This is a genomic window from Dermabacter sp. p3-SID358, from assembly GCF_025147465.1.
Classification (GTDB): Bacteria; Actinomycetota; Actinomycetes; order Actinomycetales; family Dermabacteraceae; genus Dermabacter.
In genome coordinates, this window is sequence record NZ_JALXOZ010000002.1 from 137,510 (window position 1) to 164,165 (window position 26,656).

The following is a 26,656-nucleotide window of genomic DNA, read 5'->3' on the forward strand; positions in this document are numbered from 1 at the left end:
GTGTTATCCACGAACGGTGCACGTCGTAGGCGCGGGAGGTGGTGGACAGCATTGTGGACAGGGTGTGATCGATGGTGAATTTTCGGTGTTATCCACGAAGAAATGGGGACGGCAATCGGTACTGCCGCCCCCAAAAATTTCTTGTGTGATTCTCGCCCTTCGGCGTGTCGCACAGCGATGCGAGGGCTACGCCTCACTTCGCTCGCTTTCCTTGTCACCTTCCGGTTCCTCCCGCGAGCCCTCCGCCGCGTGAACGTCCCCGTTTTCCTCGCTGCCCGGACGAGCGTCAAACCCCTTTTCCTGTTCGGGCGCCGTCACGATCGGTGTCTCCGTGAGGGGGTTTTCGACGACGACGGTTGAGCCTTCACGTGCCTCTGCCCCGTGACCGCGGCTCTCGTGCTCTTCTCCTTCGCCCTCAACCTCGGGCTCGGCGTTGATGTCGCGGCCCTCCGCGAGGGCGAGCTCGCCAAGAACGGCCCTCGCCACCTCGAGGTCCTCGAGCGCCTCGGTGAGCCCATAAGCAGGCTGTTCTCCCTTCGCGGCGAACGCATAGAACGCCTCGTGGAGACCGTAGGCGGGCGAATGCTCGGAGAGGCGCTCGCTCGTCACGATCGCGCCATCCGATTTCTGCGTGAACGTGAACGAACCACGCGTATCGAGATCCGCCGCAGCGGGAAGTTCCACGCGACCCTGCCGCCGATTCGTCACGAACCGAACGGCATCGTGGTACTCGGGTGCGAAAGGAAGATAGTGCCACACAAGTCGCACGTGCACACCCTTGTCGAGAGCACCGAGCACCTCGATCGAGCCGGGAATCACCTGCTCCGGCCAGTGACGCACCCCGTGCAGCTCCTCGAGCGGGCCGTAGGTCGAGCGCAAGAGCGCAAGCTGCGCGAGCACACCCGTGAGCAGGCCCTTGACGTAGATGTCGCGATCTCGCTGATTCGCGCCGGGACCCGCGCCCTTCTCGACCGCTTCTTTAAGGCTTTCGCGGCGCGCGATACGCTGCTCGGAAGGAAGATCGTAGGCGGCGGAGGTCACGTGGTGTTTGCCGTGCATCACGGAGCTCGCCGGCATGAGTGTCTCAAACTCGAGGCTCCGAAGGTCACGCGCCTGGTTCTCGCCTACGAGGAGCTTGATGGACGAGTCATAGAGCGCACCGTAGGCAAGCATCACGAGCGGCCTGCCGGCCATGCGTTCAAACTCGGCGATCGCCTGAAGCTCCTCAGTTCCGTATGCGACGGGCGGCTCCACGAGCACGGGAATACCGCGCTTGATGATCTGGAGGATATCTTCACCCTTCACACCGTCGGCACTGAACACCACCGCATCGAGTTCAATATCCTTGCTGCGCACGGCCGCCATGAGCTCCTTGACGCTTCCGTAGCGCCGCTCCTCCTCGAGGCCCCACTTCTCGCTCGCCTCACGTAGCCTTCGCGGCGAAATATCAACGACCGCACTCACATGGAATCGATCGTGGCGACGTAGCAGCATCGGCAGGTGCACAGCCTGCGCGCTCGTCCCGAGCCCCACAACGGCAACGTTAATCTTCGAGGGCATGAGCGAAATCCTTCCGGTCGTGGCGGGCAGCGCCGTGCGAAAAAGTTCCGACGCCTGCCAGGCAACCGTCGGACCTCCCATCCATTAAACACGCGGGCCAGCATTAGGAACTAAACCACCAAGCGATTACGCTGAGAATTATGCGCGATGCGCACGTGCGAGAGAACGAGCCGAAGGAGCAGGCCGGTGTTTTACGAAACCGCCCACAAGTTCGTCGCGCCCATGATTAAGGCGTGGTGGCGGCCGAAGGTTACGGGACTTGAGAACGTGCCCGAAACGGGTCCCGTGATCATCGCAGCGAATCACCGCGCGAATGTAGATTCGTTCCTCGTGCCCGTCGTGTTCAACCGCAAGGTGCGCTACATCATCAAAGCCGATTTCTGGCACAAGAGCGGCCTTACGGCCCGCATTAAGCAGCGTTTCTTTGAGACTGTGGGCTCGATCCCCGTGGAACGCGGAACCCTGAAGTCCGCTCACGGCTCGCTCGAAAAGGCCCGAGACGTGCTCAAAGAAGGCGGCGTGTTCGCGATCTACCCCGAGGGCACGCGTTCGAAATCCGGCAAGCTCGGTCGGGGCCGCACGGGCGTCGCCTGGCTCGAAGAAAAAACGGGCGCACCCGTCATTCCCGTGGGCCTCATCGGTACCGAGAGGCTTTTCGTACCCGGCAAGACCCTCCCACGGCCGCGCCGCGCGAAACTCGAGGTGCGCATCGGCGCCCCCATCGACTTCAGCGATATCGATCGTTCTCTTCCCGAAAACCGCAGGCGCCGCGCCGTTACGGATCGTGTGATGGAAGAAATTCAGAAGCTCAGCGGGCAAGAGTACGAACCCCCCGAACAGAAAACGGAACGCTAAAGGAGATCAACGGTGAGCATCCTCGTCGCCTACATTCCCACGCCGAAAGGCGAGGTCGCGCTCGACGCCGCCATTGAGAGGGCCGTGCAGTTCGATGTTGCCCTCCATCTCGTCAACGTCGTGCGTGACTCTGTCGAGTCGGACCCGCGCCACGCGAGCGCGGAGCAGCTGGCGTACGCGGAGCAAACGGCGCGCCGCGCAGGGGTGCGCGATGTCAGCTCGCGCACCCGCCACATCGAGGAGGGCGACGAGGTCGCCGACGCGATCATCACCGAGGTCGAACAGACCGGTGCCGACACGCTCGTGCTCGGCGCCCGTTACGGCGGCGCGAACGACCCGCGCTACCTTGGCAACACCATTCAGACGGTTATCGCGGATTCGCCCGCCGACGTCCTCGTCGTCTAACCCCAGCCAAGCTCGTGGAGGCGGCCCTCCTCGATTCCAAAGAGATGGCCGATCTCGTGAAGCACTGTCACGCGGATCTGCTCTTCGAGATCCTCGCGGCTTTCCGCCATGCGGATAAGTGGCCCGCGGAAAATGATGATTCGGCCCGGTTCAAGGAGGCCGTCGTCGTGGCCCCGCTCCGTGAGGGGCACCCCATCGAACACCCCGAGCACATCCTCGCTGCCCTCCGGCTCCTCGTCCACGAGGATCACCGTGTTCGAATCGGCAACCTGGTTGACAACCTCGAGAGGCAGTGAATCGAGCGCATCGTCAACTGCGGCTTCGAAGTCTTCGCGGCTCATGGGGTGCATGCCATAAGAATCCCAAAACGCCTTTGTGGAGGCAAGCGTCGGCCCCGCCCCCGCCGAACCCGGCAGGAACGGGGCCACGTCTCAGATTCCTTCGTTACTGGATGCTGCCGGGAACCTCGTCGGCTCCCGTTTTGGCCTTCGCGGCCTTCTCGATGCGCTCGCCGATCTCCTGATCGACCCTCTTCCAGTACTCGAACACGCGCGAGAGAACGGGCTCAACGACCGAGTCGAGGGTACCCGCGACGGTTTTCACGAACTCCTCGCGTTCCTCATCGCTAAACACCTCGCGCACGAGGGTGCCGGCCTGACCGAAATCGTCATCTTCAGCGTGGAGCGTGTACGCGGCGCGCACCATCTCACCGTCGGACTCCCAACCGTTGTCGACCGGGCCCTGCTCATCCTGGTAGGCGCGACCGAAAGAGTTCGGGGCATAAACGGGAGCATCGCCCGAATGGAAGAACTCCATCGCCCCTTCCTTCGAGTAGGTGTTGACGTCGTTCACCGGACGGTTCACGGGAAGCTGATTGTAGTTCGTGCCGAGGCGGTTGCGCTGCGCATCCGGGTAGGAGAACACGCGGCCGAGCAGCATCTTGTCGGGCGAGAAGCCAATGCCGGGAACAAGGTTCGAGGGGCTGAAGGCCGCCTGCTCGATCTGAGCGAAGTGATTCACCGGGTTCTGGTTGAGCTCGAACTCGCCGACCCTGATGAGCGGGTAATCCTTCTTTGACCAGGTCTTCGTGAGATCAAACGGATTGAAGCGGTAGGTCTTCGCATCCTCGTAAGGCATGATCTGCACCGAAACGTCCCACTTCGGGAACTCGCCGTTCTTGATCGCGTCGAAGAGGTCCTTGCGGTGCGCATCGGCGTCCTCACCAGCGATGCGGGTCGCCTCTTCGTTCGAGAGGTACTCGACGCCCTGCTGGGTGTGGAAGTGGTACTTGACCCACGACTTCTCGCCAGCCTCATTCACCCACATGTAGGTGTGCGAGCTGTAGCCGTTCATATGGCGCCAGGTCTTCGGAAGGCCACGCGGACCCATGAGGTAGGCGACCTGGTGGGCGCTCTCAGGCGAAAGGGTCCAGAAGTCCCACTGCATAGTGGCATCGCGCAGGCCCGAATCGGGAAGGCGCTTTTGCGAGTGAATGAAGTCGGGGAACTTCATGGGGTCGCGGAGGAAGAAGATCGGCGTGTTGTTGCCAACGATGTCGTAGTTGCCCTCCTCCGTGTAGAACTTGAGGGCAAAGCCGCGCACGTCGCGCCACGTGTCGGGCGAACCGAGCTCACCGGCGACGGTTGAGAAGCGCGCAAGCATCGGGGTCTTCGCGCCCTTCTGGAAGAGCTTCGCCTTCGTGTACTTCGAGACGTCCTCGGTCACTCGAAGCTCGCCGAACGCGCCGGAGCCCTTCGCGTGAGGGCTGCGCTCCGGAATGCGCTCGCGGTCGAAGCGCGCAAGCTTCTCAACAAGGTTGACGTCGTGGAGAAGGAGGGGGCCGTTCGCGCCGACGCTCAGCGAGTGAGCATCGGATTCACGCGGTGCACCGGCTTCGCCAGTGCTCGGAAGGTTGGGATCAAAGGTGCTCATTCTGCTTCCTGTCCTTTTCTCGTGGGTAGGAATGGGGCGATCGATCGCCTCGGCTTCATCGAGGAGGGATCACGTTTTCTAACTCTACCTGCGCTCCTTGAGCGCACTCGCAAAGTCAGCGGCCTTGAGAAGCGGGTGGCGTCGGACCCTTTGCGCGCGAGGCGCGCGCAACAAAAACAAAACCGCCCACCAAAACTGGCGGGCGGTTCTAGCTGTACCCCGTACGGGATTCGAACCCGTGTTGCCGGCGTGAAAGGCAGGTGTCCTAGGCCGCTAGACGAACGGGGCGGGCGGAAACACTCTACCCATCTCCATCCTCGAACGCCAACTGGGCAAGCCTGACGGTGATGCACTCCACCGCATGGTTGAATGAGGTGCAGCTCATTCACCCCAACAACGATCCGCGAGGTTCCTTCGTGACACCGATTCACACGTCCCGCACCGGCGTACTCACGCGCGCCGCCGCGACTCTCAGCGCCCTGGCACTCGCCGCGTTATCCCTCAGCGGTTGTGGGATGTTCACTCAGTCAACCCCCAAGGCCTCCCCGAGCTCAAACGGCGCTACCGCCGAGGGCAGCGGCACCTTCGACAAGGATGCTAAAGCTGCCCTCAAGAAGATCGAAGGGTCCACGAGTAAGGCCTTCGGAACCGAGGGCATGGAGCCCCTCGGCCAGCTCTCCCCCGTGATCGAATCCGCCGCGTACGATCTCGGCGCTGACCCGGCGCAGGATAAGCGCTGGTCGAAGTTCTACGACCAAAAAGCCCAATGGGGCGAATGCGAACGCGCAGATTACAAGGCCGCCGAATGCGCCACGATCGACGTGCCCCTCAAATGGAATGAGCCCGAAGGCGCAACGCTTTCGCTCCTGCTCACACGCCTCCCCGCCAAAGCTGACAAACCCAAGGGTTCGCTCCTCGTCAACCCCGGCGGCCCCGGCGGCTCGGGCGCTGAACACGTCGCCGCCTACGGCTCCATGCAGATCAGCCCCACCGTGCTCGAGCAGTACAACGTGATCGGCTTCGACCCGCGCGGCGTGAAGGATTCCGACGGTATCCAGTGCCTCAGTGATGCCGAGACCGACGAGATGCTTTCCACCGACCTCCCCGACACCGCGGAAGGTGCACAAAAGACGAAGGAATGGGCCGACAAGGTCGCGAAGGCCTGCGGCGAGAAATCCGGCGACCGACTCCAATACATCGACACGTACTCTGCGGCACGCGACATGGACGTAATCCGCGCCGCCGTCGAATCAGAAAAGCTCGACTACCTCGGCTTCTCCTACGGCACATATCTTGGTGCGACCTACGCCGAGATGTACCCGGATCGCACGGGGCACCTCATTCTTGACGGCGCGCTCGACCCATCTCTCACCACGAACGAGATCGTGGCCGGCCAGGCCGAAGGCTTCGAAGGTGCCGTGAAAGACTTCGTGACATGGTGCCAGAGCGAGCGCGACAGCTGCCCCCTCACGGGTAGCGTCGAGGAAGGCGTCCAGCAGCTTCGCGACTTCATGAAAGACGCCGGGAAGAACCCCATTCCCACGTCGGGCGACCGCAAACTTACCGAAGCTCTCGCGTCGACTGCGATCCTTATGGCGCTTTACGGCAACGAAACGTGGGAGTACGTAGCTCTGGGGCTTGAGAACGTCAAGAAGAACAACTCCGCCGACATTCTCCTCATGCTCGCCGACCTCGCGAACGAGCGAGAAAACGACGGCACGTTCAAGTCGAATAGCACATTCGCGAATGCTGCGGTGAACTGCCTTGACCACATCGGTGTGACCGACGGGGAGTGGCTCAAGAAGGAAGGCGAACGCCTCTCTACGAAGTACCCGACTTTCGGCCCGTCCCTCGGCAGCGGCGAAGAAGATGGCTGCGCCAACTGGCCCGCGAAGCCCGTGCGCTACCCGGAGAAAATCAAGGCGGAGGGCTCGAGCACGATTGTCGTGATCGGCACGACTCACGATCCCGCGACTCCGTACGCATGGGCCGAATCCCTCAATGAGCAGCTCGATAACTCCGTGCTCCTCACGTACGACGGTTACGGGCACACCGCCTACGGCCGCACGGGAGGCTGCATCGAGGAAATGGTCGACGCCTATCTCCTCGAAGACAAGGTCCCCGACGATGGAGCGAAGTGCGAGTAATAGGCGCTGCCTAAGCCGCGCGGCGATGGGCCGGATGCAAGCGGCCTCGATGTGACCGGTCCATCACTCGCACGGTTTGGCACGCGGCGAGTTTCTCCCGTAAAGTTGTGGTTCGTGCGCGATGCGCGTGCGAAGCACACGCCTCCTTAGCTCAGTCGGTAGAGCGATTCACTCGTAATGAATAGGTCGCCGGTTCGATTCCGGCAGGAGGCTCACCGCAAAAAGCGGCCCCCACCAGGGAAAACATCAGGTGGGGGCTGCTCTTGTCTTCGGTTACCGAGGCAGTTTGTTGCCCTTCTTGTCACCCTTCTTGTTACACATTCAGTTAGCCATTCGGTTAGCCATTCACCAAAATCCACATCCCCGACCTATTCATTTTCAAGCCGCACTCCCCTGCCGTGTGGCGCAGCTCTGCGTGGCACCTCGCCCCCCTTGCCATGCGAGCGCCAGCAAACCTGCGGGGCACCCCTCACTCCTCACCCCTCACCACAAAAGTGGTGAACAACCGCCACCTCGCGCAAGAATTCAGCGGTTTCGAGCCAAATTTCACCACTTTCGTCACGGCGAGCGAGGCTCGGGCCCGGCCACGCCCCCTCGCCAAGGAGCGAGGAGCCAGCAGGCTATTACCTTGGGCCGGCAGGCCTGCCAGGCTAATTGCGGGGCCGCACCTTACTTACACGGCAGGTCAATAGCGAGGCCGCGCCTCACATGCAACACCGTCGTCATCCCCATCAAGCTTCGATGCGTAGCCGGCATCGCCCCTGTAGAGTGGGGCTGCCCCGGCCTCCCATGCGGCCTTACAGTTGCGGAATCCGCCGCCAGAAGACTCCTTCTTCGGAGCTTTCTTCTTGGGCGACTCCTTCTTGCGCACCTCTTTCCTCGGTGCTTCCTTTTGCACGTCCCGCACGAGCGGCGCTGGAGTCTCGGAAGGCTTCGCCTTCTTATCGGTCGAGGAGTCGGTCGCGGTCGGCTCGACATTGTCATCGAACGCCGGCATTTCGGGGCAGGCCCCGAGCACACGCTCGATGGCCTCGGCTTCGGCGGGCTTCACCCAAAGCCCGTAATTCGCCTTCACGGCCACCTGGCGTGCAACGTACTCGCAGCGATACGCCTTGTTCGGCGGGAGCCACGTCGCGGCATCGCCGTCACCTTTTTGCCTGTTCAGAGTCGATTCGACGGCGAGCAGGTTGAGCGGGTCGTTCGCGAATGCCACTTTCTTTTGCGCGTCCCAGCTTGCGGCACCGCTTTGCCATGCGTCCGAGAGCGCCACGACGTGGTCGATATCGGTATTGGTGGGGTTCCGCTTGAAGTCGTAGCTCGAGCCGCTGTAGGGCGAATTGACCGTGCCCGAGATGACGACGCAGCCGTGAGTGCCCGCTTTCGTGACGAAGTTTGTGACATCGCGGCGAAGGATGTCGTTGCGCGTATCGCAACCGTTGTGGTCAACGTCGTCGCGCCAGCCGAAGGAGTCGCGGTCGTATTCCGACTTGGGCGCGCGCCCCTTCACTTCGAGGGTGCGGAGCTGGGCGAGGGCTGTTCCGGCAGGGGCCGGCTTTTCGCCCGGAGCCGAGTCGGTTGCGGAAGTCGACGATAGCGACTCAGGTGCGGATGCATCGGGAGCGCTTACCGGCTTGAGCTCGGGGGTCGCGCTCGGTTTCGCCTTTGACGAGCCATTTTCACGAGCGGTCTCTGCCGCCGTCGGCTCCGAAGAACCAGGAGCTGTGGCATCCCCCTTTGGAGTTTCGGCCTCAACCGTTGCCGTCGCAGAGGTGCTCTCGGCGGGGCGCGATTCCACGCCGTCAGGCGCGGCGATAGCCCCGACGGCCACGAGGAAGAAGACCACGATGGACGCGAGGCCGATGCAACCGCAGCACGAGACTCCGGTGATACCCGCTGCGGTTCCTGATTTTTGATCGCCGGTCGGCCTCGCCATGTGCGCTTTCTCCGTGCTCCAAGAGTGCTGTTGTGCCAACGGCGTTGGCCACTAGATACCTAACTCTATGAAGTCATCAATTTTTTCGCGGGGACCTTGGTACCCTGGCCGTACGAGCCACGCTATGAGCCTCGGCACTCTCACCCGGAGACCGCACGCACCCGGTCGCGGGGTCGCACCAAAGCTGACTAGTCCTCCGTGTGCACTTGAGATGCGGGAGATGGCGTGTGCGCGGCAGGCAAGGCCTCAGAAACAGAAGCTTCCGGCTTCGGCTCTTCGCCAGACGTCGTCGCAAGCACAACGACGATGCCAATGGCGAAGGCGGCAAAGAGGTCCACACACGCGCAACCACAATCTCGCCACGTCGCGGGGCCCTTGGTCTTCTTGAGCTTGGGGCCATCTTCAGGTTTCGCCATCGCACTTTCTCCTTGTACGAAACGGGCGCTTCCCATCATTATTGGCGACAGGGCAACTTCCTGTCAGGAACCGTGCCTTCTCCAGCGACCTTCCACAGCTCCCCACCGCGCTTTCACACGCGACCGCGCAGACCTCCCTACTGATCGTGGTGCGGGAAGCGACCGAAGGCACGCTCGATGTCACGCTGAGCCGCGGCTGTCATCTCGCCGAAGGGTTCAGCTTCGAGCACCCGGCCGCTCTTCTTTTTTGTGGCCCTCCACAGGCCAATCGCGCGGCCGCCGCGCAGGATCGCCCTGCGGAACACACCGTTGTTCCCCGGCACGAGCAGTTCGTGCTCATTTGCGCTCATGAGATCGAGGCGGTTCGGATAGCCGAGCACGAGTTCGTCGAACCCGGGCAACAGGAATGCTCCCCGAACTTGGGAGCCGGCAGCCTCGACCTCATCCGTGAGTCCCGCACGGCAATACCTCATCTCGCCAGCGGCGTCGCTCCCCCACTCCTCAATCTCATCGCTTACTTGGGCGAATGCTGCACGGACCTCCCCCAGCGGAAGCTTCGTCCACCACGCGAAATCGCGCAGTGTCGCGGGACCATGGCTCAGCAGGTACCGCTCGAGCAGCGCCGCCGTCGCAGCGACCCGGTCTCCGCCGAAACGCGCCTCGAGACCGGAGCCCTCAGGCAACCACGTCTCGGTCGAGGCGATTCGATGCTCATTCCCCTCAATCGGCCCGTAGATCAGCTGCCCCGATGCCATGAAATACGTGATGAGGTGGTAGCCGCGCCCACCACTCGTGGAAATGCCGGCGCTCTCCCACGCATCTAGCAGTTCCGCGCGCGCAAGTGATCGAGGCTTCCCTGCAAACGTCTCGAGCGCAACGCCAAGCGCCCTCTCAACCTCGACTTCAGAAAGATTCCGCGAGCGCCTCCGCCGCGCTTCCCACTCTCCCTTTTTCGCACACAGCTCGGTCATCCACCGCGCATCGCTCGCGGCCATCGCAAAAACGGTCCCGCGCATCGGGTAGCCACGCACGATTTCGCGAGCGTCAAAGGCGCGCAACACCTCCCGCATGCGCGGGTCACTCGGGAGAGGTTTTTGGTCCGACGCTTGCCCAGCAACCGTCGGAACCCGCTCCTCACCTGGTTCTTCGCTCACCTTTGTCGCCTCAAGCCGAAGGGCGATCGAGGAGAGCAAACCGGGCAGATCTTGCCCCTGCATGGCCCCCATCGCGTGCACCACGTCACGGGCGCTACCGTACGTTGAAGCGGCGAGCCCTTGCGCTACAAGGCGTGCGTGAATGAGGCCGGCGCGCGCGGCGCGAGATACGGCAGCGGTGGTGGATCGTGACGCCATGCCTCAACCTTATCCACCAGCGCGGGCCGAAGGAGCCTAGTATTGGTGCGGTTCCTTTCCACGAGATCAAGGAGATTCATGACCACCGCACCCGTTGCCGACACCCGCCCCGTGCTCGCCGATTCGCTCGTCAAGCACCGCACACTTCTCACCGATCTTTCGCTCATCGCGGCGGGCGTCGTTGTGGTGGGGATCCTTGCGCAAGTGACGATCCCCCTCCCGTACGTGCCGATTACCGGTCAAACGCTCGGTGTGATCCTCGTGGGCGCAGCTCTCGGTTCGAAGCGCGGTGCGGCCTCACTTGCGACGTACCTCGTCGCAGGTCTCGCGGGGGCCCCGATCTTCGCGGAGTTCGGCGGCGGCCCCGGCATGGTTCTCGAGCCGAGTTTCGGCTTCATCATTGGTTTTATTCCCTCGGCGTTTGTGGCCGGCTGGATGGCGGAGCGCGCGTGGGATCGCAAGTTCACGCTCGCGCTTCTCGGCTTCGCTGCGGCGAGCGCGTTGCCGTTCATCGTGGGCGTGCCCTACATGGCGTGGATTCTCAATTCGGTCATGGGCCTCGGCATGGACTTCGCGGGCATCATGAACGCGGGCCTTATCCCGTTTATCCCCGGCGGCATCGTCAAGGCGGCGATCGCGGCGGGCCTCATTCCGCTCGCGTGGAAGGGTGTGCGCGCGCTCGAGAAGTAAGCGCCTCCTTATTTCGCGCCGCGCCTGAGCGCGCGGTTCGTTTTCGCGGTCGCCTCGAATGTCATCGGGTCTTCGGGCCAGGGATGTTTCGGGTAGCGGCCGCGCATTTCTTTACGCACCTCCACATAGGGTCCAGCCCAAAATGAGCGCAGATCTTTCGTGAGGGCAAGTGGTTTACCGCCGGGCGAAAGTAGCTCGATGAGCACGCTTACTCTTCCGTCCACGATGCTCGGTGTCTCCTCGAGCCCGAACATCTCCTGGAGCTTCACCTTGAGGCGCACGGACGCCTCATCCGCGCCACCACCGGCGTTCTCGATCTGCTCGGCGTTTGGGTAGTCAAGGCGAATTTTGGAGTCCGACGGCACCTGGATTCTCTCGGGCGTGAGTTCTTCGAGTCGCGCGGCTTCGGGCCACGGGAAGGCGCGCTCGAGGATTGGGCGCATGTCGATTTTTGAGGGGGGAAGCGGGTTTTTTCTGCCGATGCCGGCGAGCGCGTCGATTTCGGGACCCGCGAGTTCTTCGAGGCGTGACAGTAGCGCCGCGTCGCTCACGTCAGGCCAGGGATCACCGAGTTCGCGGTGGAGGAGGGCGAGGCGCGCGCGGAGGTTCGCGGCGCTCGCGCTCCACGTGAAGAGATCGAGTCCTGCGCGGCGGATGCCGGCGAGGACGGCCTCACGCACTCCGGGGCCTTCGACTTTGGTGGGGGTTGAGGAGAGCACGATGCTTCCAACGGTTTTGATGCGCCGTGCTTTAGCGCCGTTTTCACCGAAGTCGATCTCGATGTTTTCGCGCACGAGCGGCCCCGCGCACGCGAGGGCTTCGTCCTCTGTGAGGGGCGCCGCCTGGCGGATGATGGCGCCCGTACCGCGCGCGGCCTTGGCGTTCGAGCGCTGCACCTCTGCGATCGCGATCCACTCTCCGAGTGCGGTGTCGCTCGTGCCGGCGCGTGTGCCGCTCGCGCTTTCGTAGATTCCTGGCTCCACTTCGCGCGCGAGGCGTTCGGGGTAGGCAAGGGCAACGACTATGCCAACCTCGTGAGCGGGGTCGTTCGGCGGCTCGATCGCTCGTGTGAGCTTGGGGGTGCGTTCCGCGTGGCGGCGTGCGAGGCGGGCGAAGCGGTGGGCTTCTTTGTGGAGGCGGTCGCGCTGTGCACGCGGACCTGCCACGAGATGTCCGTCGAGCGGGAGTGGCGCCTCGAGGGAGAGAGCGGCGACGGTGCGCGAGGCGGCGTCGGAACCCACGATAGGTGCGGAAGTGAGCAGCGCGCGGGCGAGCCGCGGATCGGTGGGGATGGAAGCAAGCGTGCGGCCGAGCGGTGTGATCGCCCCTTCGCTATCGAGGGCGCCGAGTGCGGCGAGGCTTTCGTGCGCGTCAGAAAGTGCCTGTGCGGGTGGCGCATCCGGGAGTCGAAGGCCCGCACCGCCCGGGGTGCCCCACGCAGCCATGAGGAGGGCCGCATCCGTGAGGTCGGCGCTCGCGATCTCGGGGAGGGTGAAGTCTCGCGCACCGGCGTAAGCGAGGTCATCGAAGAGACGAATCGCGAGACCCGGGCCGAGGCGGCCCGCTCGGCCGGCGCGCTGGGTCATGCTCGCGCGCGAGGCGGTCACGGTCACGAGGCCACTCATTTTCCTTGCGGTATCGCGGCGTAGTTCGCGACTCAATCCCGAATCGACGACGATGCGTACGCCCGGAACCGTGAGAGAGGATTCCGCGAGGTTCGTCGAAAATATGAGGCGTCTGGGCTCGCCCTCGTTGCGCCCGCGCACGATGCGGTCCTGTTCACGCGCGTCGATACGGCCGTGAAGCTCGCACACGTCGGCGCGCATACCGCGGCCGGCGAGGAGCTCACGCGCCGCCGATGCCGCCTTCTCGACCTCCCACGCGCCGGGCAGGAAGATGAGGACGTCGGAATCGGCGAGCTCTCCTTCTTCGCCGAGCGCCTCGACCGCAACTCGCGCCGCGTGTGCGAGAAAGTCGCGCGTGACCCCGCGCTCATTCATCCGCGCGGCAAAGGGCGCACGTCGCGTCTCGACGGGGAAGAGCGCCGTGGGCGAATCGATCACCGGCACCGGCTCGTCGACTCCTTCGCCGAGGAGCCCCGCGAATCTTTTCGCGTCAAGGGTCGCCGAGAGCGCAAGAAGCCTGAGGTCTCCGCGAAGATCGCGCACGTCGAGCGCGAAGGCGAGAGCAAGATCGGAATCGAGGGAGCGCTCGTGCACTTCATCGAGCACGATCGCCGAGACGCCCGAAAGTTCGGGGTCGGCGAGGAGCCGGCGCACGAGCACGCCGGGCGTCACGAGTTCCACGAGGGTGTCTGGTGTGAGTGTCGAGTCGCCGCGCACCGTATATGCCACACGCTTCGCGAGTGCCGGAGACGATTCGGCGGCGAGAGATCGAAGCCTTGAGGCGCCCGCACGGGCGGCCACGCGCCTCGGCTGCGTCACGATGACGCGGCCCGCGCCAGGCTCACCCGCGAGTGCGTTCGCGACGATCGGCGGGACGAGCGTCGTTTTGCCAGACCCCGGAGGGGCCTGTACGACCGCGCTCGCACCGGGTGAAGCGAGCGCCTGTGCGAGGTGCGGTGCCACGTCAGCGAAGGCGAGGCTCGTCCCGATCACCTCGAGATCGAAAGTGGCGGGGGTACCGTCGGACTGCGCTTTGCTGCTCACCTGACCCATTGTGCCAAGCCGCCGAAGACCAGCAGAATCGCGGGTGTGACGAGCCTCTCAGCATCAACACTAGTACGGCCACCTGAAGCTGCCCCCTCTTTCCAGGAGCATGAGAGCAATCATCCTTTGGTGTCGGGAACCCCCTTGGGTACCGGTCCGCCATTGACGCTCACCAGAACCCATTTCTTATAACGCCCCAACTCCACGGGACTGTGGTGGTGCGCTTTAAATTTCCCGCCCTCATAAACACGAGCAGTCAGCACATTATCAAGAGCCTCACCGTCCTCCGTATAGAGCACGAAGCTGACAGAGGTTACAGATTCATCAGAGACCTTACCCTCTACTGTGATGTTCGCATACGATGGGCCGAAGGGATCCTCGACAATCTTCACCTCGGAGAAGATCGATTCCGCGGACTGATCTCCAGTCGCTCCAGATTGGGCGTCGCTATCTCCTTTAAAGCCGGGGGAAGCCCATGCCTCCGCAGTTGATTCATCGTAAGCTCCACGCGTTCCAGCAATAGTCGGACCTACCTCTACACCGTCTACCTCCCAGAGAATCCACTCCCTTGGTGGTTCATCCTGCGAGATTTCACCGGTTTGGAAGATCCCGTCGACAGGATCCTCGGCCTGCACCGACTCGACCGTCCCATCGGCAAGAACCATGAGGAATTTCAGTCTCGAGACTTCAGACCCAGCCACCCCAGTGATGCCGTAGTTGTAACGCGAGGAAAAATCAGGAAGACGGTAGATCTTCACATCGGTTACAAAATCCTCAACCTCAACTGTCTCGGCAAGCCCTTCATCTGCGGCCGGTGCCAGTGCGGGCGCTCCGTCAACGATCGACTCCACCCTGGGGCGTGGATCAATAGCCGACACAAGTGGTGATCGCACGTAGTCTTCCTGTGCTATCTCAGAACGTGAATCGAGATCGTAATGAAGCCCTTGCACCCTGAGGGTCGCATCGATGCATTCGCTGTACTCGTGTCGCTCCATGACGATGCTCGTGTCCTGTCCTGGAGCCAAATATTCGACTTCAACCGGAAGCGTCTCACATGAATTTCCGTCAGCATCGACGAAGTCAACTTCGAACTCTGCAGACTGCCAAGGAACCCCTGACGAGTTACGAATCTGGAGTCGCGCAATCTGAGGGCTAGTCGTCTGATCCCAAACCTCGGAGGCCAACACCTCAACATCACTTTCCTGCATCTGCCGCTGATCCAGGTCGTGGAACAGCACCCCTGTACCCGAAATGAAAAGCGGCACGAAAGTCGACACTTTCAAGAATGACAACCCGAACGTAAGCAGAATGCCCCCGAAAGCGGTGAGGCTGAGACCAGTGATTAGACGACGGCGCGGAAGGGCAAAAAGGATGACAGCTTGCACGATAACCGCGGCGAGAACACATAAAAGCAATGAAACATCCACGGGCAGGAGGAACCCGAGAACAGAGCCTTCTATCGCTTCGTCGAGGATGAGTTGGGCGTCATCGTGGCTTTTCGCTGTCGTCGTTGCAACGAGGTCTCCGACCCCCAAAGATGACCAAATACTCCAAACCAACAGCATCGCCATGATCAACAGCGCTCCTCGGCGCAGCCATAACTTACCGTTGGAGGTTTCAATCCGCTCCTGCTTTGGATCGGAGTAAGGACCCATCGGAGGGCGGGACCGCCAAGTGTTCACCGAAATCGCTCGCCTTCAGTTGCAGCCACGCAAAAAGCTGCAGTCCATGATCCTTTCACAGCCCGATGAATCGAGAGAATGCCACCATCGATCTGCACTCCACAGACTACTGGCCGTTCAGCAACCGGCGAGGACAATTCGAGAGTGACACGTCCCACCCTCGCGCGCTCCATTTCGAGGATATCCACGTCTCGAACTACACGCTGGCACTCACCCCGCCTATTGTGCCAAGCCGCCGAAGACCAGCAGAATCGCGGGTGTGACGAGCCTCTCCGCTTTCAGGTGGCATTCGGGCGGAAGGCTGTGTAGAGTAATTCGAGTCAAAGCGAGAGCACGACGAAAAAGGCCCTGTAGCTCAGTTGGTTAGAGTGCCGCCCTGTCACGGCGGAGGTCGCCGGTTCAAGCCCGGTCAGGGTCGCAAATGCGACAAACCCCCTCGAAAATTGAGGGGGTTTTTCCATACCCCGACACCGCCCCAACACGACGGCCTGGCTTACCCTCGCCGGCGCTCGAGTGAACGTGTCTTACCTCTCCCCCACCGACATTGATTTCGCGCGCACTCACGGGCACTGGTAGGCTGTTCGCTGTTCCTTCTGGAACTTCAGGCTCTGTAGCTCAGTTGGTAGAGCGTTCGACTGAAAATCGAGAGGTCACGGGATCGACGCCCGTCGGAGCCACAGCAATCCCCCGCCGAGTCGCCCCGGGCGGGGGATTTTTGTATGCACCTACGCCTCCCGTTCCGCTCGCGGTGGGCACATCCGGGCCAGCAGCACGGGCGCCGCTTACCCTCGTTCAATTCTTCGCACGTGCGGCGAATGCGGCGCGCCCTCGTCTCGGGTTTTTTTGCGTCCTCAACCCAGCAGATGAATTCGTTGCGCGCAAGGGCTGTGATGTCGAGCCAGGCCTCTCGTGCAACCTGATCGGATTCGAGGGCCCCGGCGAGATCGACGGGCAACTCGTGAACGGCGCCGCCAGGAAGAGAGGTAGTCATGGTGCGAGCCTACGCCTCCCCTGCACAGTCACCAGATTTCCGGAATTTCGGTCACAGGAGGGAGCGGGGATGCCGCGCGAGGCGGCAAAGCGCTGGCACGCTCAGAGAATTTCACGTTTGCTAGGTCACAGTGAGGGACGAACGCCCCGCAGCAACCGAGAAGAATCAAAGGAGATTTGCCCCATGGCATCCGAAAACCCTGATCTCAAGATCGCTCAGGCCCACACTCTCAAGCCGATCACCGAGATCGCCGAGGCCGCCGGAATTCCGAACGAGGCCCTCATCCCCTACGGCTGGACCAAGGCCAAGGTCGACATGAAGAAGATCGACCAGAGCAGCGACAAGCCGAAGGCGAAGCTCGTGCTCGTCTCGGCTCTCTCGCCGACCCCCGCCGGCGAGGGTAAGTCGACGACGACTGTCGGCCTCTCCGACGCGTTTTCCCTCAAGGGCAAGAAAACCGTCGTGGCGCTCCGCGAGCCCTCGCTCGGCCCGGTCATGGGCGTTAAGGGCGGCGCGACCGGCGGTGGCTACGCCCAGGTCGTCCCCATGGAAGACATCAACCTCCATTTCACGGGCGACTTCCACGCAATCCAGATCGCGAACAACACCCTCGCGGCACTCATCGACAACTCGATCCAGCAGGGTAACCCGCTGAACATCGATCCGCGCCGCATCCAGTGGAAGCGCGTTCTCGACGTCAACGACCGCGAGCTTCGCTCGATCGTCGTGGGCCTCGGCGGCCCGGCACAGGGCATGCCGCGCGAAGACGGCTTTGACATCGTTGTGGCTTCGGAGATCATGGCGATCCTCTGCCTCGCGACCGACCTCAAGGACCTCCAGAAGCGCATCGCGAGCATCGTCGTGGGTTACACGTTTGATCGCAAGCCCGTGACCGTCGCCGATCTCAAAGTCGAAGGCGCCATCACGATGCTCCTCAAGGACGCCCTCAACCCGAATCTCGTGCAGACCCTCGGCGGCACCCCCGCCCTCGTGCACGGCGGCCCGTTCGCGAACATCGCTCACGGCTGCAACTCGATCATCGCGACCAACCTCGCGCGCGAGCTCGGTGAAATCGCCGTGACCGAAGCCGGCTTCGGTTCGGATCTCGGCGGCGAAAAGTTCCTCGACATCAAGTCGCGCTTCGGCGGTTTCTCGCCCGACGCGGTCGTGCTCGTCGCGACTGTGCGCGCCCTCAAGATGCATGGCGGCGTCAAGAAAGACGAGCTCGAGACCGAGAACGTCGACGCGGCTCTCGAGGGCACCGCGAACCTGCGCAAGCACCTCGAGAACATTCGCAAGTTTGGCCTCGAGCCCGTGATCGCCCTCAACCGCTTCCCGTCCGACACCGAGACCGAGCTCAAGGCCGTTCTCGACTGGGCGAAGGAGAACGGCTACAAGGCCGCGCTCTCCGAAGTGTGGGCGAAGGGCGGCGAGGGCGCCCTCGACCTCGCCGATCAGGTGCTCGCCGCGATCGATGAGGCCGGCGACTTCCACCACCTCTACGAGCCTGAAGACGGCGTCGAGAACGCTATCGAGACCATCGCCAAGGAGGTCTACGGCGCATCCGAGGTCCAGTACGTTGACAGCGCCCCCGCGGCGCTTCGTCGACTCAAGAAGAACGGCTGGGACAAGCTCCCCGTGTGCATGGCGAAGACCCAATACTCGTTCAGCGACGACCCGACGAAACTCGGCGCGCCCGAGGGCCACGTGCTCCACGTTCGCGACCTCATCCCCCGCCTCGGTGCAGGGTTCGTCGTCGCCCTCACTGGGTCGGTCATGACCATGCCGGGCCTCCCGAAGGAACCCGCGGCGCTTCGCATGGGCGTCGATGAGGACGGCAACGCGATCGGCCTCTTCTAAGAGTTCCATTCTCCGCATTAAGCAAGGAGCGTGGGTGGCATCCGTGCCACCCGCGCTCCTTCGTTAACCGGCAAGCGTCGGAACATCGCTCACTCCCGGCTGTGGGACTCCCCCGTTTCTGAGCGCGAATCTTCGCTTTCTTCGAGCTCGTCCTCGTCGAAATGTTCCTTGAGGTCGGCGAGCTCAAGCCCCATCGTGTGCGTGAGGACGTTCGTGGGCAGGGCCTCTTCGCTCTCGGTATCGGGGTGCGCCCCCGCCTCCGGATCGATGAAGCCATCATCGTCGTCATCGCCTTCGCCTCCAATGGACAGGCGCGGCGTGAGTTCATCGAACGCGTAATCACTTCCGAGCAGGAAGCCACGGCGGAACGCCGCACGGCCAAGCATCGCGCTCGAGGCCGTCATCGTGAGGAATTGCGCGAAGAGCACAAGTGCAAGCATGCCCGCGAGCGCCCACGACCTCGAGGCAATCCCAGCGCCAGCGAGCACGAGGACGAGCCCGAGCGTTTGCGGCTTCGATGCAGCGTGCATGCGCGAGAGAACGTCATTGAAGCGGATGAGACCCACGACGGCAATCGCCGCGATGATCACGCCGAGGATTATGAGGGTCGAGCCGATGATCTCCGGAATGTTCACTCCTCACCGCCTTTCCGTTCGGGCACGTCGGCACGGGCAACGAACCTTGCGAGCGCGAGCGTGCCGATGAAGGCGGTCGCGGTGAGGGCAAGCGCCGGGATGATCGCGAAGCTCGTGCCAGTCCATGCCGCATAAAGGGCGAGCCCCATGACGGCTTGAACGACGAGCATGTCAAGCGCAACGGCACGGTCGATGATCGTGGGGCCCACGATCATGCGGTACACGATCGGAAGAGAAATGAGGCCCAGCGCGATCGCCGCGCCAAGAAGAATCGCGTCAAACATCAGCCACGCCCCCTTTTTGCGCTGTACCCGGCGCTTTCAAGGATGTCGCGTGAGGCAAATGCCCGCAAAAGCCGCTTTTCCTGCCGCAGAATGCTCGCGCGCTGCGCCTCGATTTGCTTTTTTGTGGTCACGCCAATCGCGTGAAAGAAGAGGGTTCCGGTGGCGCGCTGCGCCTCAACCACGACAGAGCCGGGGATAAGGGTCGCGAGGATACCCGTGAAGGAGAGGAACAGGTCGCTTCGCGAACGTAATTGGACGGCAATCACGCTCGAACCGGGACTCCCAGAGGGACGCAGGGCGTAGCGGGCAACTTGGATGCTTCCCGCGACGAGGTCCTTCGCGAAGACGACGAGAAACACGAGGGCACTCACGGGGCGAAGCGTGACCTCACGGCTGAGCGGGGGCGCGGGGAACATGACGTAGACCGCGGCACCGAGAAGGAGCCCGCCGAGGATGCTCAGCACGCTGAATTCGCCCCAGAGGAGGCACCACGCGAGAGCACCCCCAATGATGCCGAGGATGTGGGAGGGGAGGTCGCGTAAGCGATGTGCGAAACGTGTCATTCGGGCGTCACCTGCCCTCCGCCACCGTGATCGATGTTGAACACAAGGCGATCTGCGGCGTCATCGCCGAGCACGGCATTCACGTAGGGTGCGCGCTCGAGAAGTGAGGAGGCCGCCCCTTCGCTATAGCCGATGAGCGGGCCCGCGAAGACCGTAAGAGCGAGCGAGAACGCCACAAGAATCGCGGTCGATCCGCTCATGAGCAGCGGAGTCGCCGGTTTATTCTTCGCGATCTGTTCGGGCGTCTCCTGCCAGAACGCGCGGTTCCACACCTTCGCAATCGCGTGCATCGTGAGAAGCGACGTGAGAACGCTCAACGCCACGAGGATCCAGGCGAGCACGCCACCGCTGTGGATACCGCCAATCACAAGCCCCACCTTGCCGATGAAGCCGCTCATGGGCGGCACGCCGGCGAGGTTCATTGCGGGAATGAAGAAGAGGATCGCGAGCCACGGCGCAGCTTTCGCGAGTCCGCCGAGCTTCGCGAGGTTCGTGGTGCCACCGACGTGCTCGATGAGGCCGGCCGTGAGGAAGAGCGTGGTCTGCACCGTAATGTGGTGGGCCACGTAGAACACGGTCGCCGTCATCGAAATCTGCGAGGAAATGCCAATACCGAACATCATGTAGCCCATGTGGCTCACGAGCGTAAAGGACAGCACGCGCTTGAGGTCCGTCTGCGCGATCGCCCCGAGAATACCGATCACGAGGCTGAATCCGGCTGCGACAAGCAGCACGATCGAGATCTCGGATTCCGGGAACAAGAGAGTCTCGAGACGAATGATCGCGTAAATCCCGACCTTCGTGAGAAGTCCCGCGAACACCGCGGTCACGGGCGCGGGCGCGGTGGGATAGGAGTCGGGCAGCCACGCGGAAAGCGGGAAGATGGCCGCCTTCAGGCCGAACGCGATGAGCAGCACGAACTCGATCAGAAGGCGCACGTGGTGGTCAACGTGGTCCATGCGCACGGCAATCTCGGCAAGGTTCACGGTTCCGACGGCTGCGTAGCAACTCGCGATTCCCACAAGGAACAGCATTGAGCTCACCATCGACACGATCACGTAGGTCGTCGCGGCACGAACCCTGCTTGCGGACCCGCCGAGCGTGAGCAGCACGAACGAGGCGGCGAGGAGAATCTCGAAGCCCACGTACATGTTGAACAAATCCCCAGCGAGGAACGCGTTCGAGACGCCCGCAACGAGCAGGAGGTACGAGGGGTGGAAGATCGCAATCGGCGTGGATTCGATGTGTTCGGAGATCGTCTGCGCACTTGCGTACACGAGCACGGCGAGCGTCACGAACGAGGACACGAAAAGCATGAGGCCCGTGAGCCGGTCGGCGACGAGCACGATGCCGAGGGTGGGCGTCCATTTGCCAATCTGGAGCACGAGGATGTTGTTCTCGTTGATCCAGTACATGAGCAGCGCCGCAATCACGAGATTCACGCTGAGCGTGCCGATCGACACGGCGAGCTGGAGGTGGGTGCGGTGACGCGTGAGGAGCGCAAAGGCAGCCCCGAGAAGTGGAAGCATCACGGGGGCGGCGAGGAGGATCTCGGGGCTCACGGGGTCTCCTCCTCGTCAGGGTCGCTTTCGGTCAGGCTCTGCTCAACGTCCTCGTCGGAGGTGAAGTCGTCGGAAATGTCGTCGCTCTGGTCGTCGTTCGCATTCGCGCGGGCCTTCTCGGCTTCTTCTTCCATGCGCGCCTGTTCGCGCTCCTTGCGCTGCTCGTCGGCCTCGAAGCCCACCTTTTCGATGACTTCGTTGCGGTGCCGCTCCACGAGCCGGCGCGAGCGATCGGCGACGCGAAGGTCCTCGACGTCGTCGGGGACCTCGTCGTGGCCAAACAGCTGCCACGAGCGATAGGAGAGCGCCATTCCGAAGCCCGTGAGGGCGAGCGAGATGACGATCGCGGTGAGCACCATTGCCATGGGAAGGGGGTCGCTCATGTTGTCGACCGCGCCTTCACCTTCGAACGGTGGCGTTCCGGGAGTGCCGATCGCGAGGAGGAACAGCAGGTTGATGCCGTTACCCGCGAGGACCGCGCCCATGATGATGCGCGAGAGCGTGCGCTCGAGAAGCATGTAGATGCCGCTCGCGATGAGCACCGCGGCGAGGAGCAGAATGAGGAGGCTAACGTGCATCGAGCTCAGCCTCCTGGTGCCTGTCGATCTGCTCGCCGAGCGTGCGCAGAACGTCGAGGGCGAGACCCACGACGATGAGGTACACGCCGATGTCGAACACGAGTGCGCTCGCGAGTTCGATTTCGCCGAGAACGGGCAGGTGCCCGATCCACACGTAGCTTTGGAACACGGTTCCGCCGAGGAGGAGCGGCGTGAGACCCGTGAAGAGCGCGAGCACCATTCCTACGCCGAGGAGCGCCCCGGCCTGCACGGGAGCGGCCTCGTTGAGCTCGTATCGACCACCCGCCAGGTAGCGCAGGGTGATCGCGAGACCCGCGACGAGGCCACCGGCGAAACCACCACCGGGAAGGTTGTGGCCCGCGAACAGCAGGTAGATGCTGAGCACCATGAGCATGGGGAACGTGAGGCGCGTGATCACTTCGAGGACGACCATGCGCCGCTCGGGCGCGAGGGTGCGACTCGCGAGCAGCCACGTAGCGCCGCGATTGCCCTCGAGGTCCTCGGCTTCATCGTGGAACCGCAGGGTGTTCTCGGGGATGGAAGCGTCGGAGGTCCTTCGCCAAATCGAAAGGTCTTCTTCGAGATCTCCCACGCGCACAATCTGTTGCTCGCGCTTTTGCACGAAGATGAGGGAGGCAATGCCGGAGGCGACGACGAGGACCACGGCGATCTCGCCCATCGTGTCCCACACGCGCGCATCCACGAGCGCGACGTTGACGGCGTTGTGGCCCTTGCCAATCTCGTAGCCCGCCACGATGAGTTCGGGGCCGATTGGCGCGGTGATGCGCGCGCCCGCGGCGTACGCAAAAACGGTCACGATCACGACGGCCGCGAGAATCGCGATCGACCAGCGCGTGACCTGATCGAAACGCCGCGGTCGGATCGAGAAGTGCGCGGGGAGGCGCCGAAGCACCAGCACGAGAACGACGGTCATCATCGACTCGACGAAAAGCTGCGTCGCGGCGACATCGGGCGCGCCGTACGTCATGAACAGGAGTGCGACGCCGAAGCCCGTGCCGGAGATCAACAGTGCCGCCCTGAGCCTGCGGCGTGCGCGCGCGGCACCGAGCGCGGCGAGAGCTGCAAAGCCCACCACGGCGATTTCGGCCGGGTGTGCGAACAGCACGAGATTATCGGGGGCCTTCCCGGTGAAGGCGATGCCGCCCGCGAGCATCACGACGAACACAAGGAAGATCGTGCCGAGGTGAACGGGGAGCGAGCCTCGCTGGAAGAGGGCGGTCGTGCGCACGGCGAGCGAATCGGCCTCGCGCATCGAGGCGCGGAAAAGCCTTTCGGCATCGCACCAGCGCCCGAGGGCAGTGCGCTGCGGGCTCACCGCTTTCTGGAAGCGTTCAAACGGCGCGTGCACGAAGGCAAGCAACGCTCCAAAGAGGAGCGCCGCGAGCGAGCACAGGAGCGGAAGCGATACGTGATCGGGGATGACGGCGAGGTGGCCGAGCTCTCCCACCGTGGCGCTCGACCCTCCCGCAATGAGGGTCGCGAGCACTTCAAGCTGGGGCGCGAGAACGACCGCGGCGAGGCTCGCGGCCGCCACAATTGCGGGAATGAGCTGGAAGCGCAGCGTGGGCTGCTTGTGTTTGACGCCCTTCGCGCCGGGGAACACGTGGAAGAAGAAACGGCACGAGTAGGCGACGGTGAGCACGGATCCCGCGACGGTTGCCGCGAGGATCCCAAGACCCCACGGCTCCCCCTCGGCGAAGGTGTAGAACACGGCTTCCTTGGCGACGAACCCGAAGAGTGGCGGAAAGGCCGCCATGGATGCGGCACTCACGAGGGCGACGACGCCAACGATCGGAAGGTCCTTGAACACGCCGTGAAGTTCACGCAGGTCACGCGTGCCGTAGCACTTATCGATGATGCCCACGCTCATGAAGAGCGGCGCCTTGAAGAGTGCATGGGCAAGGGTGAGCATGGCGCCGGCGAAGACCGCTTCGGGAGTCGCGATTCCGGCAATCGCCGCCATGAAACCGAGCTGGGACACTGTTCCGTACGCAAGCAGGAGCTTGATGTCGGTTTGCCTGAGTGCGCGCCACCCGCCAAGGAGCATGGTCACGGCTCCCACGGCGGAAACGACAATCGTGAGAGGTCCGACGGTTGCCAGGAGCGGGGCGAACCTCAAAAGCACGTAGATGCCGCCCTTCACCATGGCCGCGGCGTGCAAGTACGCCGAAACCGGAGTGGGCGCGGCCATTGCACCGGGCAGCCAAAAATGCCCCGGCGCGAGCGCTGACTTTGTCGCGGCACCGATAAGCACGAGAACGAGCGCGACAACGAGGTATGGCGAAACCGCGGCAAAGGCGGGCGAAGCGAGGATCTCGGAGATCCGCATGCTTCCCGCTTCAACTCCAAGCATGATGAGCCCGACCATGAGAGCGAGGCCACCCGCGGTCGTCGAGATGAGCGCGTTAATCGCGGCGCGGCGTGAGGCCTGCTTCGTGACGTAATGGCCGATAAGCAGGTAGGAGAACACGGTCGTAAGCTCCCAGAACACGAACAGCATCATCGCGTCGTCGGCAAGCACAAGGCCGAGCATGGCCCCTGCGAACGCCGTGAACACACCCGCGAAGCGCGCGAGTGAGGGCTCGGTTTCTTTGAAGTACCGCGAGCAGTACAGCATGATCACGGTGCCGATGCCCGAAACGATGAGCACGAACAGCCACGACAGGGGGTCGAGCATAAAGCTCAGCGTGATACCGAATTGCGGGATCCACGGAATGGACTCTACGACGGGAGTGTCAGCCAGTGCCGCCGGCGAGTGCGAGAGAAGAGAGGCCGCGGTAAGCGCGGGAACGAGGGCAATGAGCACGAAGGCTTTCTGGCGCCACCATTTCACGAGGAAGGGCACAAGAAGTGCCATCGCAAAATGCGCAGCGATGGCAATGATCATGCGGGAGTTTCCGTCCTCGTAGTTGCGGTGCGGGGACGCTTAACCCTATCAAAACAGCAACGAATTACCGCGCACGTCCCATTCATTGGGACGAGCCGCGCGCCGCGTTAGAACAGCTCGTTCGGCTCCACGAGGTAGTTCTCGTGATCAAGAATGAACCCTCCAGTTTCATCCCAGATCGCGCGCGCCACGGCGCTACAACCGAGGTATGCTTCGCGCCATTCACGCACTTGCGACGGCTCGGGCTTCTCGCTCACGAGAGTCGAGAGATCGTCCGGTCGATACACGACCGTGTAGAGGGCTGCACCTTCCTTGACCCATTCGACGTGCTCGATCGCGGGGATGTCTTCCTCAAGCGTCGATGCTTCCACCACGAGATCGGCGTGCGCAAAAATCGGCGCCGAGAGTTCATACGGGAACCCTTGGGGCTCGCCCACAATCTCCGCTTCCTTCACGATCGTGTGGACGATTTCGAGTAGGTCCTTGGGCGCAAGCTCGTAGCCTGCAACGACCTTGAGGCCGGGCTGCATGAACTGATGCGGGGAAAGCTCGTGGCCCGTATCGGTCACAAGCTTGCCGCCGAGGCGACGAACGGCGTTGAGCGCGAATTCGAGAATCTCGCGCTCCTCCCCTGCCGGCACGCCATTCGGAAAAGCAGAATCGAATCCGTAGCCATCGGGAATTTCAGCGGGCCCGCTCTCGCGATGCATGGGGACCTCGATGCTCGCCTCGTTTTTCGAGGGGTGCCACACGAGCGTGGTCGTGTCGCTCACGCGAATCGTTTTCTTCTTTTTGCGCGCAAGCGGGTAACGATTGAGAGCGAGCGCGAAGAGATCATCAAGGCCGTAGCTTTGGTCGAGAACAAGGGTGTGCGTCACTGGGCATCCTCCATTGGTGTCGCGGGGATTTGCGTGCGATGAAAGTTCATGTACGAGCGAGATGCCGTCGGACCCCTTTGGCCCCGGTACCTATTAAGGTTCCCTTCCGCACCATACGGTTTTTCCGCCGAGCTGCTGAGCCGGAAGAAGCACAGCTGGCCGATCTTCATACCTGGCCACAGCGCCACGGGGAGGGTTGCCATATTCGAAAGTTCGAGAGTGATGTGCCCTTCGAAACCCGGGTCGATGAAGCCCGCCGTCGAGTGCGTGAGAAGCCCGAGGCGGCCGAGGCTCGACTTGCCCTCAAGGCGCGCGGCGATGTCATCCGGGAGGCTCACGGTCTCATAGGTCGAAGCGAGCACGAATTCGCCAGGGTGCAGCACGTAGGGCTGGTCCGGATCGACCTCGACGAGGCGCGTCAGCTCGGCCTGTTCCTTCGCGGGGTCGATCATCGCGTACTTGTGATTGTCGAAAAGCCGAAAGAAGCGGTCGATGCGCACATCCACCGAAGCGGGCTGAATAAATTCGTCGCCGAAGGGGGCGATGCCGATGCGGCCCGCCTCGATTTCCGCGCGAATATCACGATCACTGAGAAGCACGCATCTATCTTAACGTGAGGTCTTCTCCCCCACATGAGTTTGGAGGTGCACTAACAGACGGCTACACTGGTGAGGCACATTCGCGGATGTAGTTCAATGGTAGAACTTCAGCTTCCCAAGCTGACAGCGCGGGTTCGATTCCCGTCATCCGCTCCAA

Annotated in this window: 21 protein-coding genes, 5 tRNA genes and 1 pseudogene; 9 read left to right on the forward strand and 18 right to left on the reverse strand. The window is 62.8% G+C overall.

The annotated features are described in order from the left end of the window. Positions 1-186: 186 nt before the first annotated feature. A complete protein-coding gene (locus M3B90_RS02065) occupies positions 187-1,560 on the reverse strand; it encodes a Gfo/Idh/MocA family oxidoreductase (RefSeq protein WP_259888397.1) in 1,374 nt (457 codons plus the stop codon). Positions 1,561-1,746: 186 nt separating this feature from the next. On the opposite strand from M3B90_RS02065, the gene M3B90_RS02070 reads away from it, so the two are divergent. Both M3B90_RS02070 and M3B90_RS02075 read left to right on the forward strand, forming a co-directional pair. Next, a complete protein-coding gene (locus M3B90_RS02070) occupies positions 1,747-2,415 on the forward strand; it encodes a 1-acyl-sn-glycerol-3-phosphate acyltransferase (RefSeq protein WP_259888398.1) in 669 nt (222 codons plus the stop codon). 12 nt (positions 2,416-2,427) lie between these two features. Further along, entirely contained in the window at positions 2,428-2,820 is a 393-nt protein-coding gene (locus M3B90_RS02075; RefSeq protein WP_259888399.1) for a universal stress protein, read from the forward strand. Here the strand turns inward: M3B90_RS02075 and M3B90_RS02080 are convergent. The 3 genes from M3B90_RS02080 to M3B90_RS02090 all read right to left on the reverse strand — a co-directional run bounded on the left by M3B90_RS02080 (position 2,817) and on the right by M3B90_RS02090 (position 5,040). Further along, the gene (locus tag M3B90_RS02080; protein ID WP_311199925.1) at positions 2,817-3,248 is read right to left on the reverse strand and encodes a metallopeptidase family protein; all 432 of its coding nucleotides are present in this window, start codon (positions 3,246-3,248) and stop codon (positions 2,817-2,819) included. The two genes, M3B90_RS02075 and M3B90_RS02080, sit on opposite strands and share 4 nt — an antisense overlap. 16 nt (positions 3,249-3,264) lie before the next feature. Continuing rightward, positions 3,265-4,752, reverse strand: a complete 1,488-nt coding sequence (locus M3B90_RS02085; protein ID WP_259888400.1) for a catalase — start codon at positions 4,750-4,752, stop codon at positions 3,265-3,267. A gap of 215 nt (positions 4,753-4,967) precedes the next feature. Continuing rightward, positions 4,968-5,040 (reverse strand) — tRNA-Glu (locus M3B90_RS02090). A 59-nt stretch (positions 5,041-5,099) separates the two neighbouring features. On the opposite strand from M3B90_RS02090, the gene M3B90_RS02095 reads away from it, so the two are divergent. Further along, entirely contained in the window at positions 5,100-6,899 is a 1,800-nt protein-coding gene (locus M3B90_RS02095; protein ID WP_259888401.1) for an alpha/beta hydrolase, read from the forward strand. A 140-nt stretch (positions 6,900-7,039) separates the two neighbouring features. Then, a tRNA-Thr gene (locus M3B90_RS02100) sits at positions 7,040-7,112 on the forward strand. A 472-nt stretch (positions 7,113-7,584) separates the two neighbouring features. Here the strand turns inward: M3B90_RS02100 and M3B90_RS02105 are convergent. The 3 genes from M3B90_RS02105 to M3B90_RS02115 form a co-directional block, all read right to left on the reverse strand. Further along, positions 7,585-8,832, reverse strand: a complete 1,248-nt coding sequence (locus M3B90_RS02105) for a DUF1524 domain-containing protein (protein WP_259888402.1) — start codon at positions 8,830-8,832, stop codon at positions 7,585-7,587. Between the two features lie 188 nt (positions 8,833-9,020). After that, positions 9,021-9,248, reverse strand: a complete 228-nt coding sequence (locus M3B90_RS02110; protein ID WP_259888403.1) for a hypothetical protein — start codon at positions 9,246-9,248, stop codon at positions 9,021-9,023. A 137-nt stretch (positions 9,249-9,385) separates the two neighbouring features. Beyond that, positions 9,386-10,600: a winged helix DNA-binding domain-containing protein gene (locus tag M3B90_RS02115; RefSeq protein WP_259888404.1), complete on the reverse strand. Its 1,215-nt coding sequence runs from the start codon at positions 10,598-10,600 to the stop codon at positions 9,386-9,388. 78 nt (positions 10,601-10,678) lie between these two features. Here M3B90_RS02115 and M3B90_RS02120 point away from each other — a divergent pair, with 78 nt between their 5' ends. Further along, a complete protein-coding gene (locus M3B90_RS02120) occupies positions 10,679-11,290 on the forward strand; it encodes a biotin transporter BioY (protein ID WP_259888405.1) in 612 nt (203 codons plus the stop codon). Between the two features lie 8 nt (positions 11,291-11,298). Here the strand turns inward: M3B90_RS02120 and hrpB are convergent, their stop codons facing one another. Then, the gene (gene hrpB / locus M3B90_RS02125) at positions 11,299-13,959 is read right to left on the reverse strand and encodes an ATP-dependent helicase HrpB (RefSeq protein WP_259888406.1); all 2,661 of its coding nucleotides are present in this window, start codon (positions 13,957-13,959) and stop codon (positions 11,299-11,301) included. Between the two features lie 119 nt (positions 13,960-14,078). Beyond that, positions 14,079-15,614 (reverse strand): hypothetical protein, encoded by a 1,536-nt coding sequence (locus M3B90_RS02130; protein WP_259888407.1) that lies wholly within the window; start codon positions 15,612-15,614, stop codon positions 14,079-14,081. A 371-nt stretch (positions 15,615-15,985) separates the two neighbouring features. On the opposite strand from M3B90_RS02130, the gene M3B90_RS02135 reads away from it, so the two are divergent. Both M3B90_RS02135 and M3B90_RS02140 read left to right on the forward strand, forming a co-directional pair. Then, a tRNA-Asp gene (locus M3B90_RS02135) sits at positions 15,986-16,059 on the forward strand. Positions 16,060-16,245: 186 nt separating this feature from the next. Beyond that, positions 16,246-16,318 (forward strand) — tRNA-Phe (locus tag M3B90_RS02140). A gap of 119 nt (positions 16,319-16,437) precedes the next feature. Here the strand turns inward: M3B90_RS02140 and M3B90_RS02145 are convergent. Then, positions 16,438-16,632 (reverse strand): annotated as a pseudogene (locus tag M3B90_RS02145) (YdeI/OmpD-associated family protein); the annotation flags it as partial. Between the two features lie 183 nt (positions 16,633-16,815). Here M3B90_RS02145 and M3B90_RS02150 point away from each other — a divergent pair. Next, the gene (locus M3B90_RS02150) at positions 16,816-18,492 is read left to right on the forward strand and encodes a formate--tetrahydrofolate ligase (RefSeq protein ID WP_259888408.1); all 1,677 of its coding nucleotides are present in this window, start codon (positions 16,816-16,818) and stop codon (positions 18,490-18,492) included. Positions 18,493-18,581: 89 nt separating this feature from the next. Here the strand turns inward: M3B90_RS02150 and M3B90_RS02155 are convergent, their stop codons facing one another. The 8 genes from M3B90_RS02155 to dcd all read right to left on the reverse strand — a co-directional run bounded on the left by M3B90_RS02155 (position 18,582) and on the right by dcd (position 26,499). Next, complete coding sequence (locus M3B90_RS02155) at positions 18,582-19,127, reverse strand: monovalent cation/H(+) antiporter subunit G (RefSeq protein ID WP_259888409.1); 546 nt, start codon at positions 19,125-19,127, stop codon at positions 18,582-18,584. Then, a complete protein-coding gene (locus M3B90_RS02160) occupies positions 19,124-19,411 on the reverse strand; it encodes a monovalent cation/H+ antiporter complex subunit F (protein WP_259888410.1) in 288 nt (95 codons plus the stop codon). Before M3B90_RS02160 ends, M3B90_RS02155 begins: the two co-directional genes overlap by 4 nt. After that, entirely contained in the window at positions 19,411-19,974 is a 564-nt protein-coding gene (locus tag M3B90_RS02165; RefSeq protein WP_259888411.1) for a Na+/H+ antiporter subunit E, read from the reverse strand. Before M3B90_RS02165 ends, M3B90_RS02160 begins: the two co-directional genes overlap by 1 nt. After that, a complete protein-coding gene (locus tag M3B90_RS02170; RefSeq protein WP_259888412.1) occupies positions 19,971-21,536 on the reverse strand; it encodes a Na+/H+ antiporter subunit D in 1,566 nt (521 codons plus the stop codon). Before M3B90_RS02170 ends, M3B90_RS02165 begins: the two co-directional genes overlap by 4 nt. Continuing rightward, positions 21,533-22,114, reverse strand: coding sequence for a Na(+)/H(+) antiporter subunit C (locus M3B90_RS02175; protein ID WP_259888413.1), 582 nt, complete (start codon positions 22,112-22,114; stop codon positions 21,533-21,535). The genes M3B90_RS02170 and M3B90_RS02175 overlap by 4 nt, the downstream gene beginning before the upstream one ends. After that, positions 22,104-25,022 carry a Na+/H+ antiporter subunit A gene (locus tag M3B90_RS02180; RefSeq protein WP_259888414.1) on the reverse strand — a complete coding sequence of 973 codons (2,919 nt, stop codon included), beginning with the start codon at positions 25,020-25,022 and terminating at the stop codon, positions 22,104-22,106. Before M3B90_RS02180 ends, M3B90_RS02175 begins: the two co-directional genes overlap by 11 nt. 107 nt (positions 25,023-25,129) lie before the next feature. Further along, positions 25,130-25,900 carry a hypothetical protein gene (locus M3B90_RS02185; RefSeq protein ID WP_259888415.1) on the reverse strand — a complete coding sequence of 257 codons (771 nt, stop codon included), beginning with the start codon at positions 25,898-25,900 and terminating at the stop codon, positions 25,130-25,132. Beyond that, on the reverse strand, positions 25,897-26,499 hold the full coding sequence (gene dcd / locus M3B90_RS02190) for a dCTP deaminase (protein WP_259888416.1): 603 nt from the start codon (positions 26,497-26,499) through the stop codon (positions 25,897-25,899). The genes M3B90_RS02185 and dcd overlap by 4 nt, the downstream gene beginning before the upstream one ends. Positions 26,500-26,581: 82 nt before the next feature. Between dcd and M3B90_RS02195 the strand changes: the two genes are divergently transcribed. Next, a tRNA-Gly gene (locus tag M3B90_RS02195) sits at positions 26,582-26,655 on the forward strand. Position 26,656 lies beyond the last annotated feature (1 nt).

Bases quoted from the DNA above. Each gene is read 5' to 3' on its own strand.
- M3B90_RS02065 (WP_259888397.1), bottom strand. From the start codon at position 1,560: ATGCCCTCGAAGATTAACGTTGCCGTTGTGGGGCTCGGGACGAGCGCG.
- M3B90_RS02085 (WP_259888400.1), bottom strand. From the start codon at position 4,752: ATGAGCACCTTTGATCCCAACCTTCCGAGCACTGGCGAAGCCGGTGCA.
- M3B90_RS02095 (WP_259888401.1), top strand. From the start codon at position 5,100: ATGCACTCCACCGCATGGTTGAATGAGGTGCAGCTCATTCACCCCAAC.
- M3B90_RS02105 (WP_259888402.1), bottom strand. From the start codon at position 8,832: ATGGCGAGGCCGACCGGCGATCAAAAATCAGGAACCGCAGCGGGTATC.
- M3B90_RS02110 (WP_259888403.1), bottom strand. From the start codon at position 9,248: ATGGCGAAACCTGAAGATGGCCCCAAGCTCAAGAAGACCAAGGGCCCC.
- M3B90_RS02115 (WP_259888404.1), bottom strand. From the start codon at position 10,600: ATGGCGTCACGATCCACCACCGCTGCCGTATCTCGCGCCGCGCGCGCC.
- M3B90_RS02120 (WP_259888405.1), top strand. From the start codon at position 10,679: ATGACCACCGCACCCGTTGCCGACACCCGCCCCGTGCTCGCCGATTCG.
- M3B90_RS02130 (WP_259888407.1), bottom strand. From the start codon at position 15,614: ATGGGTCCTTACTCCGATCCAAAGCAGGAGCGGATTGAAACCTCCAAC.
- M3B90_RS02150 (WP_259888408.1), top strand. From the start codon at position 16,816: ATGGCATCCGAAAACCCTGATCTCAAGATCGCTCAGGCCCACACTCTC.
- M3B90_RS02160 (WP_259888410.1), bottom strand. From the start codon at position 19,411: ATGTTTGACGCGATTCTTCTTGGCGCGGCGATCGCGCTGGGCCTCATT.
- M3B90_RS02165 (WP_259888411.1), bottom strand. From the start codon at position 19,974: ATGACACGTTTCGCACATCGCTTACGCGACCTCCCCTCCCACATCCTC.
- M3B90_RS02175 (WP_259888413.1), bottom strand. From the start codon at position 22,114: ATGCACGTTAGCCTCCTCATTCTGCTCCTCGCCGCGGTGCTCATCGCG.
- M3B90_RS02180 (WP_259888414.1), bottom strand. From the start codon at position 25,022: ATGATCATTGCCATCGCTGCGCATTTTGCGATGGCACTTCTTGTGCCC.